Source organism: Streptococcus atopicus (assembly GCF_049166725.1).
GTDB classification, from domain to species: Bacteria; Bacillota; Bacilli; order Lactobacillales; family Streptococcaceae; genus Streptococcus; species Streptococcus hominis.
The window spans coordinates 56,240-68,954 of the sequence record NZ_JBMHFC010000004.1; the positions used below are offsets into that span (position 1 = coordinate 56,240).

15 protein-coding genes and 1 pseudogene are annotated in these 12,715 nt (G+C 38.1%); 13 read left to right on the plus strand and 3 right to left on the minus strand.

The features are described 5' to 3' along the window. Nucleotides 1-40: 40 nt before the first annotated feature. Entirely contained in the window at nucleotides 41-676 is a 636-nt protein-coding gene (locus tag ACOMA9_RS04015) for a YigZ family protein (protein WP_330944820.1), read from the minus strand. A gap of 56 nt (nucleotides 677-732) precedes the next feature. On the opposite strand from ACOMA9_RS04015, the gene ACOMA9_RS04020 reads away from it, so the two are divergent. From ACOMA9_RS04020 to trpB, 10 genes and pseudogenes are all read left to right on the plus strand, one after another. Beyond that, nucleotides 733-2,034 carry an ATP-dependent helicase ComFA gene (locus ACOMA9_RS04020; protein ID WP_330944821.1) on the plus strand — a complete coding sequence of 434 codons (1,302 nt, stop codon included), beginning with the start codon at nucleotides 733-735 and terminating at the stop codon, nucleotides 2,032-2,034. After that, the gene (locus ACOMA9_RS04025) at nucleotides 2,031-2,696 is read left to right on the plus strand and encodes a ComF family protein (RefSeq protein WP_421424717.1); all 666 of its coding nucleotides are present in this window, start codon (nucleotides 2,031-2,033) and stop codon (nucleotides 2,694-2,696) included. The genes ACOMA9_RS04020 and ACOMA9_RS04025 overlap by 4 nt, the downstream gene beginning before the upstream one ends. Before the next feature lie 78 nt (nucleotides 2,697-2,774). Next, on the plus strand, nucleotides 2,775-3,317 hold the full coding sequence (gene hpf / locus ACOMA9_RS04030; RefSeq protein ID WP_003025754.1) for a ribosome hibernation-promoting factor, HPF/YfiA family: 543 nt from the start codon (nucleotides 2,775-2,777) through the stop codon (nucleotides 3,315-3,317). 187 nt (nucleotides 3,318-3,504) lie between these two features. Beyond that, on the plus strand, nucleotides 3,505-4,053 hold the full coding sequence (gene rsmD / locus ACOMA9_RS04035) for a 16S rRNA (guanine(966)-N(2))-methyltransferase RsmD (protein WP_025271932.1): 549 nt from the start codon (nucleotides 3,505-3,507) through the stop codon (nucleotides 4,051-4,053). Further along, on the plus strand, nucleotides 4,043-4,540 hold the full coding sequence (coaD, locus tag ACOMA9_RS04040) for a pantetheine-phosphate adenylyltransferase (protein ID WP_021001374.1): 498 nt from the start codon (nucleotides 4,043-4,045) through the stop codon (nucleotides 4,538-4,540). Before rsmD ends, coaD begins: the two co-directional genes overlap by 11 nt. Then, nucleotides 4,521-5,576 carry a SepM family pheromone-processing serine protease gene (locus ACOMA9_RS04045; RefSeq protein WP_347103956.1) on the plus strand — a complete coding sequence of 352 codons (1,056 nt, stop codon included), beginning with the start codon at nucleotides 4,521-4,523 and terminating at the stop codon, nucleotides 5,574-5,576. The genes coaD and ACOMA9_RS04045 overlap by 20 nt, the downstream gene beginning before the upstream one ends. Nucleotides 5,577-5,713: 137 nt before the next feature. After that, nucleotides 5,714-6,277 carry a YutD family protein gene (locus tag ACOMA9_RS04050; protein WP_347103957.1) on the plus strand — a complete coding sequence of 188 codons (564 nt, stop codon included), beginning with the start codon at nucleotides 5,714-5,716 and terminating at the stop codon, nucleotides 6,275-6,277. 40 nt (nucleotides 6,278-6,317) lie between these two features. After that, entirely contained in the window at nucleotides 6,318-7,400 is a 1,083-nt protein-coding gene (gene rlmN / locus ACOMA9_RS04055; protein WP_049533493.1) for a dual-specificity RNA methyltransferase RlmN, read from the plus strand. Further along, nucleotides 7,393-7,923: a VanZ family protein gene (locus ACOMA9_RS04060; RefSeq protein WP_421424720.1), complete on the plus strand. Its 531-nt coding sequence runs from the start codon at nucleotides 7,393-7,395 to the stop codon at nucleotides 7,921-7,923. Before rlmN ends, ACOMA9_RS04060 begins: the two co-directional genes overlap by 8 nt. A 375-nt stretch (nucleotides 7,924-8,298) precedes the next feature. Beyond that, a pseudogene (trpB, locus tag ACOMA9_RS04065) lies at nucleotides 8,299-9,488 on the plus strand (tryptophan synthase subunit beta). Between the two features lie 161 nt (nucleotides 9,489-9,649). On the opposite strand, the gene ACOMA9_RS04070 reads toward trpB, so the two are convergent. Continuing rightward, a complete protein-coding gene (locus tag ACOMA9_RS04070) occupies nucleotides 9,650-10,309 on the minus strand; it encodes a prepilin peptidase (RefSeq protein WP_421424722.1) in 660 nt (219 codons plus the stop codon). 153 nt (nucleotides 10,310-10,462) lie between these two features. Here ACOMA9_RS04070 and ACOMA9_RS04075 point away from each other — a divergent pair, with 153 nt between their 5' ends. The 3 genes from ACOMA9_RS04075 (at nucleotide 10,463) to ACOMA9_RS04085 (ending at nucleotide 11,863) form a co-directional block, all read left to right on the plus strand. Then, nucleotides 10,463-10,990 carry a Dps family protein gene (locus ACOMA9_RS04075; protein WP_003032411.1) on the plus strand — a complete coding sequence of 176 codons (528 nt, stop codon included), beginning with the start codon at nucleotides 10,463-10,465 and terminating at the stop codon, nucleotides 10,988-10,990. A gap of 274 nt (nucleotides 10,991-11,264) precedes the next feature. Continuing rightward, complete coding sequence (locus tag ACOMA9_RS04080; protein ID WP_003025724.1) at nucleotides 11,265-11,489, plus strand: YqgQ family protein; 225 nt, start codon at nucleotides 11,265-11,267, stop codon at nucleotides 11,487-11,489. Continuing rightward, on the plus strand, nucleotides 11,483-11,863 hold the full coding sequence (locus tag ACOMA9_RS04085) for a rhodanese-like domain-containing protein (protein WP_174720992.1): 381 nt from the start codon (nucleotides 11,483-11,485) through the stop codon (nucleotides 11,861-11,863). Before ACOMA9_RS04080 ends, ACOMA9_RS04085 begins: the two co-directional genes overlap by 7 nt. A gap of 20 nt (nucleotides 11,864-11,883) precedes the next feature. On the opposite strand, the gene ACOMA9_RS04090 is transcribed toward ACOMA9_RS04085, so the two are convergent. Further along, the gene (locus ACOMA9_RS04090) at nucleotides 11,884-12,609 is read right to left on the minus strand and encodes a pseudouridine synthase (protein WP_421424725.1); all 726 of its coding nucleotides are present in this window, start codon (nucleotides 12,607-12,609) and stop codon (nucleotides 11,884-11,886) included. Nucleotides 12,610-12,715: the final 106 nt, after the last annotated feature.

Consider the following 12,715-nt stretch of genomic DNA (forward strand, 5'->3'; position numbering starts at 1 on the left):
AATATAAAAAAACTATCAAGTTGATAGCTTTTTTTAATATTTAGGATAAAGAAATGGGAACCTCAACTTTCCGCAATCCCTGCTCAACAATGTCGATTTTTCCATTGAACAGTTCAATCAAACTTTCTATAACGCTCTCCTTATCGTCTTTGTCAACAAAAATAGTCGTTTGTACTTGATCTGTAAAAGCTGTATCCTGTTCTTGCAACTGTTTGGCTTTAAGAAAATTTGGCAACTCTTGATATTGACTGTAGGAAAGAGTAAGCCTTAGTCCAAGTTGTTCTTTTATGTGGACACTTCCGATTTCTTTGATAGCTAGGGCAACGCTGCCAGCATAAGCCCGAATGAGTCCACCTGCTCCTAACTTGATGCCCCCAAAATAGCGCGTCACGACAGCACAGACGTTGGTTAGTTGATGATTTTCTAAGACGCCCAGCATAGGCACGCCAGCAGTTCCGCTGGGTTCGCCATCATCACTACTTCGCTTCATTTCGCTCCGCTCTCCTAAAATAAAGGCAGAGCAGTTATGAGTAGCTTTGTAGTGTTCTTTTTTGACAGCCTGAATAAAATTTCGTGCTTCTTCCTCTGTTGTCACACGCTTAATGTGACAGATAAAGCGTGATTTTTTGATTTCTTCTTGGACTTGACCGTCCTCTTTGATTGTTCTAAATTCCATATCTTCATTTTACAAAAAAACTTTTATTTTGCCAAAGTTTTTCCGAATAAATAGATATGACGGAATTACAAGATTGTTTAGGTCGTATTTTTACAAAAAATCAACTGTTACCAGAATTGCAATTGCAAGCACAAACCTTAACTGGAATGGTAGAAGAAAAAGGGAGGTTAAGCTGCAATCGCTGTGGACAAGCCATTGACAAAGAAAAACAGCGACTACCAATAGGTACTTATTATTGCAGGTCTTGCTTGATCTTAGGAAGGATCAGAAGCGATGAAGATCTCTACTATTTTCCACAGGAAGAGTTTCCTAAAGCGAATGTCTTGAAATGGCAAGGAAAGTTGACAGAATTTCAAGCTAAGGTTTCTCAAGGACTTGTAGAGGCGGTTACCAAACGCAAAGATAGCTTGGTTCACGCAGTCACAGGAGCCGGAAAGACGGAAATGATCTATCAGGTGGTGGCACAAGTCATCAATCAAGGCGGAGCCGTCTGCTTAGCTAGCCCCAGAATTGATGTCTGCTTAGAACTTTATCGCAGACTGAAAGTAGATTTTACCTGTGATATTTCACTCCTGCACGGCGAATCAGAAGCATATTCCCGCAGTCCTCTCGTGATTGCTACAACGCATCAGCTTCTCAAATTTTATCAAGCCTTTGATCTTCTTATCGTTGATGAAGTAGATGCCTTTCCTTATGTGGACAATCCGATGCTTTATCATGCAGTTCATCAGGCAGTCAAAGTAGAGGGGACGAAGATTTTCTTAACAGCAACTTCCACAGATGAGCTGGATAAAAAAGTGGCTAAAGGAGAATTAACTCGTTTGAGTCTACCCAGACGTTTTCATGGCAATCCTTTGATTGTTCCGCAAAAAATTTGGTTGGCGGATTTTCAAAAATATCTTGGTCAAAAGAAGCTAGTTCCCAAGTTAAGGCAGTTTATTCAAAAGCAGAGAAAAACAGGATTTCCACTTCTTATTTTTGCTTCCGAGATCAGAAGAGGGCAGGAGCTGGCAGAGATTCTCCAAAGCAATTTTCCAAATGAAAAAGTTGGTTTTGTAGCTTCGACGACTGAAAATCGACTAGAAATTGTAGAGAAGTTTCGTCAAAAAGAAATCACGATTTTGGTAACGACGACGATTTTGGAGCGTGGGGTGACCTTTCCTTGTGTAGATGTTTTCGTGGTGGAAGCCAACCACCGTCTGTTTAGTCGCAGCGCTCTGGTACAAATCGCTGGACGCGTCGGTCGCAGTATGGATCGACCGACAGGCGAGTTAATCTTTTTTCATGATGGTACAACTATGGCGATAGAAAAAGCGATTAAAGAAATTCAGGAGATGAATCAGGAGGCCGGTTTATGAATTCATGTGTTTTATGTGAAAATACACTTGATGAAAAACTAACATTCTGTGATTTATTGACCTTGAAGAAGCCAAAAGCAAGGGCTTGTGATGACTGTTTTGAAAAATTTCAGCGCATTTCAGGGCAGCATTGCCCGAAGTGCTATCGTGAAGGGACGTGCGAAGTCTGCATGGATTGCCAAGTATGGATAGAAAAAGGAAAAGAAGTTTGTCATAAAAGTTGTTTTGTATATAACGAAGCCATGAAAGACTTTTTCAGCCAATATAAATTTCAAGGAGATTATACTCTTTATTCTGTATTTACAGAAGTTTTGCAAAAGGAATTAAAAGGATACAGCGATTATACGCTTGTTCCCATTCCTGTAAGTGCCAAAAAGTATCAGACAAGAGGGTTTAATCAAGTGACAGCTCTTCTTGAGGGTACAAAGTTGCCATTTAAGGAAGTTTTAGAAAAGCATGATACAATTGCTCAATCAAGCAAGACGAGAGAGGAGCGCTTGCAAAGCCAGCAGTGCTTTAAAGTGAAAGACAATGTTCAAGTTCCGACAAAAGTTCTTTTGATAGATGACATTTATACAACAGGCTCAACCCTACAATTAGCCAAGGAAATTTTAGTGGAAGCAGGAGTGAAAGAAATTGTGACATTTTCATTGGCAAGGTAACAAAAAATTTGCAAAAAAATAATGAAAGCGTTATAATAAAATAAAGAAAAACAAAACGCTTAGAAAGAAGGTACTTATATGATTAAATATAGTATCCGTGGTGAAAACCTAGAAGTAACAGAAGCTCTTCGTGACTATGTAGTTTCTAAACTTGAAAAAATCGAAAAGTATTTCCAAGCTGACCAAGAATTGGATGCACGTGTAAACTTGAAAGTCTATCGTGAAAAAACAGCCAAAGTTGAAGTAACTATTCCACTTGGTTCTATCACTCTTCGTGCAGAAGATGTTTCTCAAGATATGTATGGTTCTATTGATTTGGTGACAGACAAAATTGAACGTCAAATTCGTAAAAATAAAACAAAAATTGAACGTAAAAACCGTAATAAAAAATCAACCAGTCAGTTGTTTACAGATGCTGTTGTTGAAGAAGCTGAAGCTGCACCTGCAAAAGTCGTTCGCTCCAAACAAATTGACTTAAAACCAATGGACTTAGAAGAAGCTCTTCTTCAAATGGATTTATTGGGACATGACTTTTTCATCTATACTGATGTAGAAGACAACACAACCAATGTTTTGTATCGTCGTGAAGACGGTGACGTTGGCTTGCTTGAAGTGAGATAATCAATCAATCCTCTGATTCATATCAGGGGATTTTTTATGTGGTCTGCAATCAGCTCGAGATAATTGCAAAAAACTGTATTAAAAATCATCATGTTTGAACTGCATTTCAAAAGTTAGACAGAAAAAACAATTGACTTACAGCTATCACAGAAGAAAAACTGATACATTCTTTAGAGATTTTGTTATAATATTCTTTATGAGAGTTGTTGCAGGGAAATATGGGGGGCGTCCTCTTAAAACATTGGAAGGCAAAACAACCAGACCGACGACAGACAAGGTTAAGGGAGCTATCTTTAATATGATTGGTCCTTATTTTGATGGAGGACAGGTTCTGGACTTGTATGCTGGAAGCGGCAGTTTAGCGATTGAAGCTATTTCGCGAGGCATGGTTTCGGCTGTTTTGGTTGAAAAAGACCGCAGGGCGCAAGCGATTATCAGCCAAAATATCAGTATGACTAAGGAAAAAGAACGATTTGAACTTCTGAAAATGGAGTCCAATCGAGCACTTGAATTGGTCACAGGACAGTTTGACTTGGTTTTGTTAGATCCACCCTATGCAAAAGAACAGATTGTTTCAGATATTATAAAAATGATTGAACGAGAGCTTCTGAGCGATGATGTACTGGTTGTTTGTGAGACAGACAAGTCGGTGGATTTACCAGAAGAAATCGCAGGGCTAGGTATCTGGAAGCAAAAAATATATGGAATTTCAAAGGTGACGGTTTATGTCAGATAAAATTGGATTATTTGCGGGCTCTTTTGACCCGATTACAAAGGGGCATATTGACTTGATTAAGCGAGCTAGTAAGCTCTTTGATTGCCTTTATGTTGGTATTTTTTATAATCTTGAGAAAACGAGTTTTTTTAGTATTGAAGCGAAAGAAAAAATGATAGCAGCTGCTCTAGTTCATTTGGAGAATGTAAAAATTGTTACTTCTCATGATGAATTGGCAGTGGAAGTAGCTAGAAAGCTAGGAGTGACAACTTTTGTACGGGGATTACGTAATAGTCAGGATTTGGATTATGAGGGGAATCTCAACTTTTTCAATCATGAATTAGCACCTGAGATAGAAACCATTTTTTTGATAAGCAAACCAGCTTATCAGCATCTCAGCTCATCAAGAATTCGTGAATTGATTTCCTTTGAGCAGGATATTTCAAAGTATGTGCCCGAAAGTGTCATAAAGGAGTTAAAGAAACAATATGGAAAAACCAAGAAATAAATTTAAAAAATGGCCGATAATTGCAGTAGTAGGGTTGATTTTGCTTTTCTTATCTTTTGTAGTTCCCTTGCCTTATTATATTGAGGTGCCAGGTGGTGCAGCGGATGTCCGTCAGGTATTGCGCGTGGACAACAAAGAAGATAAGGAAAAAGGTTCTTATAATTTTGTAACGGTTGGAATTCAGCATGCGACCTTCGCTCATTTGGTTTATGCTTGGCTGACACCTTTTACGGATATTTATTCGGCGAAGGATTTGACTGGTGGAACTTCTGATAAAGAATACATGCGGATCAATCAGTTTTATATGGAAACGTCGCAAAACCTAGCTAAATACCAAGGGTTGAAAAAAGCTGGCAAAGACATTACTCTGAAATATCTAGGGGTTTACGTCTTGCAAGTCACAAAGAATTCTACTTTTAAAGGTATTTTAAATATTGCAGATACCGTGACAGGTGTGAATGATAAGACTTTCAATAGTTCAAAAGAATTGATAGACTATGTCGGAGCGCAAAAGATTGGCAGCAAGGTCAAGGTGAACTATGTAGAAGACGGTCAGAAGAAGTCTGCTACAGGTAAAATTATTAAACTTGAAAATGGGAAAAACGGGATTGGCATTAGTTTGATTGACCGAACAGAAGTCACAAGCAACACACCAATTGAATTTTCAACTGCCGGTATTGGTGGACCAAGTGCGGGCTTGATGTTTAGTTTGGCAATTTATACGCAAATTGCAGATCCAACATTGAGAGACGGCAGAAATATTGCTGGGACAGGTTCGATTGACCGCGAAGGAAAAGTTGGCGACATTGGTGGGATTGACAAAAAAGTTGTTTCAGCAGCAAAAAAGGGTGCAGAAATTTTCTTTGCACCAAATAATCCAGTCACCAAGGAAGTGAAAAAATCCAATCCTAAAGCGAAAACAAACTATGAGACAGCTTTGGCAGCTGCTAAAAAAATTAAAACTAAAATGAAAATTGTACCTGTCAAGACCTTGCAAGACGCAATTGATTACCTCAAGAGCACAAAAAAGTCGTAAAAATAATTCAATAAAAGAGCAAGTTAATGATAGAAATTTGACTTTGCTCTTTTCTTCTTTCCCTATTTCAACTATCAAAAACACTTCTTTTTATGGTAAAATAGGTTTAATACAAGAATAAATGATAAAGGATGACTATGCGAAAAGAAATTGCACCTGAATTATACAATTATAATAAATTTCCTGGACCGGAGTTTCGGCAAATAGGAACCAAAATCTTGACTGAGACAATTGAATTTGACTTGGTAGAGAATTTCAAGGAAGGCTTTGATATAACGGTTTTTAATCAGCGCTTTTCAGAAATTTTAACAAAATTTGATTATATTGTTGGCGACTGGGGAAATGAGCAGTTGCGTTTGCGTGGATTTTATAAAGATGACAAGGCAAATGAAAGTGAAGAAAAAATCAGCCGTTTAGAAGAATATTTACTAGAATACTGCAATTATGGCTGTGCTTATTTTGTCTTGGAAAATTTACAGCCGCGTCGCGCATCGTTTGATAAAAAATCACATCACAAGAAAGAAAGTGAGAACAAACCACGTCGTTCTAAACAGGCTCGCTCCTATAAAGAAGAGCAACCCAAGCGAGAAAATCGCCAGCGCAGTAAGCGACAAAATCAAAAGCAAAGAGCAAGAAAGCAAAATTCAACGAAGCAACAACAAACAAGCAGCCAGCGCCATTTTGTTATTCGTCAAAAATAGTGTATGGAATGGGATTTTGTAACGAAATGAAGGAGAAAAAATGAAACCATCAATTTATAGTTTGACCCGTCAGGATTTGATAGATTGGACAGAAAGTAAAGGAGAAAAGAAATTTCGAGCTACTCAGATTTGGGAGTGGCTTTATCGCAAACGGGTTCAGTCTTTTACAGAAATGACAAACATTTCAAAGGGTTTATTAGCAAAGTTAGAAGATGAATTTGTTGTCAATCCGCTAAAGCAAAGAGTGGTGCAGGAATCGGCTGACGGCACAGTAAAGTATCTTTTTGAACTGCCAGACGGTATGTTGATTGAAACAGTTCTCATGCGTCAGCACTATGGTCTGTCGGTCTGTGTAACTACTCAGGTTGGCTGCAATATTGGCTGTACTTTTTGTGCCAGCGGGCTGATTAAAAAGCAGCGTGACTTGAATAATGGGGAAATTATGTCTCAGATTATGCTGGTGCAAAAATATTTTGATGAGCGTGGACAAGGTGAGCGCGTCAGCCATATTGTGGTTATGGGGATTGGCGAGCCTTTTGATAACTATGACAATGTTCTCAAGTTTGTGCGAACTGTCAATGATGACAAGGGGCTGGCTATCGGAGCTCGTCACATTACGGTTTCCACTTCCGGTCTAGCACATAAAATTCGTGATTTTGCAAACGAAGGGGTGCAGGTTAATTTAGCTGTTTCTCTTCATGCACCCAATAATGAATTGCGTTCTAGCATTATGAAAATCAATCGTGCTTTTCCAATTGAGAAGTTATTTGCGGCAATTGAATATTATATTGAAACGACCAACCGCCGAGTGACCTTTGAATATATTATGTTAAATGAAGTCAATGACGGAGTAGAGCAGGCATTGGAATTAGCTGAATTGCTCAAAAACATCAAAAAGCTATCGTATGTCAATTTGATTCCTTACAATCCGGTTAGTGAGCACGATCAATATAGTCGCAGTCCCAAGGAACGTGTAATGGCTTTCTACGATACTCTAAAAAAGAATGGCATTAACTGTGTTGTTCGTCAGGAGCATGGTACAGATATTGATGCAGCCTGCGGCCAATTGCGCTCCAATACGATGAAGAAAGACAAGGAGAAGGCACTTGCGAAACATGCCTAGGTTAAAAGTGTGGCTGCAATCCAATGGAGAATTAACAGTTAAAGGACGTAAAATTCTGACTTGGGGAAGCATGCTCTACATCTTCTTATTGTGTCTGATGTGTTTTCTTCCTCAGGTGCCAGAAGAAGGGATGGAAACACCAGGAATTCAGCAGTTTGGACGCATTGTAGTTCTCCTTATTCCCTTTAATTCTTTGGTCAATCTTGGACAAATTACGTCCTTCTTTCAATTGGTCAAAGTTTTTGTACAAAATCTAATGAATATATTTCTGCTGAGCCCACTAATTTTTCAGCTCCTCTGGCTTTTTCCTAAGTTGAGGAGCACTAAGCGTCTGCTATTTGCCAGTTTTGCAATGAGCCTTTTTATCGAATGCACGCAGATTTTGTTAGATATTTTAATTGATGCCAATCGTGTTTTTGAAATAGATGATTTATGGACAAATACATTAGGCGGATATCTGGCTTTTCTATTGTATAAAACTTGTGTCAGCCATTGGAAAGATAAGTTTCTGACTTCTAAGTAAAAATAAGGGTTATTGTTCGGATTTAGGATGCTTTTTCACTATTTTATTGACAGAATGGTAGAAAAACTCTATAATAATGCTCAAACATCAGAAAAGTAGTAAATTGATGCTTCCAGAGAGCTTGTGTTAGGTGTAAACAAGCAGTAGATATTTATGAAATGGGCTGATGTAAATGATATGAATTTGAAACAATAAAAATTCGGTGTGCACACCTTACAGTGTAACTTGTTGATAGACAAGATAGAGATATGCGGATAAGGTCTACTTTTCCCATGACTGAGGTGGCACCGTGCTCATACGCCCTCACACAGTTTTTTTGTGTGGGGGTATTTTGTTGTTTAAATTCAAGAATACTAAAGATTGTGAGGAAACATCATGGTAGAAAATAAAGGAGATTTTGGTCAATTTGGTGGTAGCTTTGTACCGAAACTGATTCAAGTTTTATTAGACGAGCTAGAGGGGACATTTGAAAAGTATAAAAATGATCCAGAGTTCCTAGCAGAATATCATCATTATTTAGCAGATTATGCAGGTCGAGAGACATCGCTTTATTTTGCAGAAAGTTTGACGGACTACTTAGGAGGTGCAAAAATCTATCTCAAACGAGAAGACTTGAATCACCTAGGTTCTCATAAATTAAACAATGTTTTAGGGCAAATTCTCCTAGCAAAACGAATGGGTAAGCCAGAGTTATCGCAGAGACTGGAGCTGGTCAACATGGAGTAGCAACAGCTGCAGCTAAGTTTGGCATGAAATGCGATGTATATATGGGTGCAGAAGATGTGGAACGTCAGCGATTGAATGTTTTCCGAATGGAAATGATGGGAGCAACTGTCCATGCGGTTGAAATAGGGACTAAAACATTAAAGGATGCGGTGGATGCTGCTTTTGCTGCTTGGATGACAGATTTAGATGCTTTTTATGTCCTAGGTTCGGCTGTTGGTCCTCATCCTTATCCAACGATTGTGCATGAGTTTCAAAAGGTTATTAGTCAGGAATCCCGCCGTCAAATTCTAGATAAGGAAGGTCGCCTACCAGATTATATTATTGCCTGTGTCGGCGGAGGTTCTAATGTAATTGGAGCATTTTCTGAATACGTGGCAGATAAAGAAGTCAATTTAGCTGGTGTTGAAGCAGCTGGTCATGGCTTGAATACAGACAAGCATGCGGCTACAATGACTAAAGGGTCCATTGGAGTTGTTGATGGCATGAAAACGTATGCTGTATTTTCAGAAGACGGTCAGGTGGCTCCTGTTTATTCTATTTCCGCTGGATTGGACTATCCGGGAGTTGGTCCTGAACATGCCTTTTTTAAAGATTCAGGTCGAGTTGAGTATGTGGCTGCAACAGATGATGAAGCGGTAGATGCACTGTTATTGTTGACACAAAAAGAAGGAATCCTTCCTGCCATTGAAAGTTCTCACGCTATTGCAGAAGCAGTTAAACGCGCGCCTCGATTGAGTAAGGACAAGATTATCATCATCAATGTATCTGGGCGTGGTGATAAAGATGTAGCCGCTATTGCTGATTATTTAGAAAAAAGAAACACGAAAAATCAAGAGTGAAATAGACGCCCATGAGTACAATACCTACAGAAATATGAAATCTGGGAAGATGACGTAAAAAAAATAAAATTTGAAAATTGTAATCATCGCTTTCTTATTTCGAGGCTCTGCTGAATCTGGATACATCCATCCTAGCCTCATGATAGGATGTCATTCTAATTTTATTGAAGTAACAACTCATACACAAGTAGAACAATCACTCCAATCAAAAGACAGGGAACGAAAGCTATCCTGTCTTTTCTCTTTTTTAAGCAAAAGAGACATAAGCCCACTAAGCTGGCAATTTGAATCAGCCAAAGAATCTCTGTCAACTTGAAAACAGTTGAACAAGAAGCTAGAAAAAGAAAGTCTCCTGCGCCAATTCGTAAGTCAAAGAAAAAAGCTACTATTCCAAGGGCTAAAAAACTAATCATTAGAAGATTAAAACCTACCAAAAATAGGAGAAGAAGATGAAAGAACAACCAAATGAGGATAGGATATTCCTGTTCTCTTTGATCATAAAGAGCTAGTGTAATTCCCATTATGAGCAAGACAAGTTGGCTGATAGTTAAGTAGCTTAAGGAAGTTGCGAGAAAGAGTAAACTACCTACCAACTCTAACATCAAGTAGCGAATGGGAATTTTTGACTGACAAAACCGACAGCGCAGTCGATTGATAAGCTGTGAAAGGACAGGGACTAAATCACGAGGTGCTAATTTCTGCCCACAAGCATTACAATGACTGGAAGGAACGATAATGGACTGTTCAGGAAAGCGATCAACAACCAGCCCTAAAAAAGAAGCCACAATGCTTCCAACCAAGAAAAAATAAAAATGAATCATACTTTTTTATTCGCAAATAATTCTAAAAAATTACAACTTTTCTAATAAAAGAAATTTCTGAGTTCAATCATTTGACTTTCTTATTTAGAAACATTATAATTAAACTATAATCAAAAAGATTAGAATCATTCTAAATAAAAGCGAGGTAGGATAATGGTTAATCTAAAAAATGAAGCAGCAAAAGATGTTGCAACTTTCTCAAGTGTTGAGTCTTTCAGTAAGTCTCTTCCCAAAACAAAAGCAGTTTTAAACCAAGTGGTAGCGGATTTATACACCGCTCACATTGCTCTTCACCAAGTACATTGGTACATGCGTGGAGCTGGTTTTATGGTTTGGCATCCTAAGATGGATGAGTACATGGAAACCTTGGATACGACTTTGGATGAAGTAAGTGAACGTTTGATTACTTTAGGTGGAACGCCGTATTCAACTTTGAGTGAATTTATCCAACACAGCAATATTGAAGAAAAAGAAGGAAAATTCAGTAAGAATGTTGCAGAAAGTTTGGAACGTGTCATCGAAATCTTCCGTTACTTGGTAGGTCTCTACCAAGAAGCTCTGGATGTAACAGATGAAGAAGGGGATGATGTGACCAACGATATTTTTGTCGGTGCAAAAGCAGAACTTGAAAAGAATATCTGGATGTTAACAGCAGAAATCGGTCAAACTCCGGGTTTGTAAGTAAATTTTTGAGAGTAGAAAATAAATTTTTAAAATCTTTTAGAATTTAAGATAAGTTTAAGGAGGTGGCGTTATACTAACATCATCAGATGAAGACCTCCTAACTTTATTTGATAAAAATCCTAAACTTTTCTTTTTCATAATAATCTCCCTATAAGAGTCGCCCAATCGGCGGCTTTTTTTGTTATTTTTGAGCACTTGAAGAATGTTTTACTTACAAAATGAGTTCTTTTCAACCTTGAAATACTCCTAAAATTCTGGTAAAATAAGCCTCATGAAAACACTTTATGATGTGCAGCAATACCTCAAAAGTTTTGGCATTATTATCTATATGGGTAAGCGCTTGTATGATATTGAAATGATGAAAATTGAGTTAGAGAGGATTTATGATGCGGGCTTGATAGAAAGAATGGACTATCTAGAAGCTGAGCGGGTCTTGCGAAAGGAACATCAGTTGGAATTACAATATTTGAAGAAGAATGAGGAGAAAACATGTTAAACTGGATTTTATTTGCAATTATTGTTGGAACGTTAGGCTGGATGGGCTTTAACTATATTCGTGTTCGTCGTGCGGCTAAGGTAGTAGACAATGCAGAATTTGGTGATATGATTCGTCAAGGTCAGTTAATTGATTTACGAGATCCAGCCGATTTTCGTCGTAAACATATTTTAGGGGCACGAAATATTCCGTCACAGCAATTAAAAACAAGCTTAGGAGCGATTCGTAAGGACAAGACTGTTTTACTGTACGAAAATAGCCGTGGACAACGTGTTATGAATGCAGCTATTCTATTGAAAAAACAAGGTTATCAAAATATTTACATCCTCTCTACAGGACTAGATGGATGGAAAGGAAAAATCAAAAGTGAGTAATCCAAGCGGGTTGCTCACTTTTAATAGCTTTTTTCTAGATAGTGCCTCACTATTTCGAGTTCTGCTTGGTTGAATGCTCGGTATTCTCCTGTGGCTAAGTTTGGTTCTAATTCAAAATCTCCGAAATGAGTTCGTTTCAGAGAAGTAACTTTGACGCCAACAGTTAAAAACATCTTTTTGATTTGGTGAAATTTTCCTTCAGAAATAGTGACAGTAGCACGGCTCTTGTTTGAGCTAGAAGAACGAATTGTAAGAGTGGCTGGTTTACAAATTGTTCCGTCAAGAAAAACGATGCCCTTTTGAAAGGATTGTACTGCTTGGTCATCTAGGAGACCATTAACTTCAACCTCGTATGTTTTTGTGACGTGATATTGAGGATGAAGCAATTGAAAACCGAGCGGACCGTTATCAGTGATTAACAGCAGTCCAGAAGTATCTCGATCGAGCCGTCCAACAGAATATAGATTTTCACTGAAATCTTCAGGTCTGATGAGTTCTAGAACTGTTTGGAATTTGGCATCGGAGTTAGCTGTCACAACGCCAAGGGGTTTATTCATCATAAAATACTGATGAGGCTTGCCAAGGACAGGTTGTTCTTCTAGCGTAATCGTCTGCAAACCTGTATCAACATTTTGACTGAGTTTTCGAGCGGGACAGTCATCTACTAAGATTTTCTTTTTTAGTAGAGCTTGCTTCATTTTTTTACGGCTAATGTGAGCTTGAGCTAGTAGAATATCTAAACGCATACAGTTTCCTTTGTTTTTTCTTATCATATCATAATTTTGCAATAAAGAATGTAAATAAATTTGTAGGACATTGATTTTCTAATGAAAACATTTACACCCAGTTTAA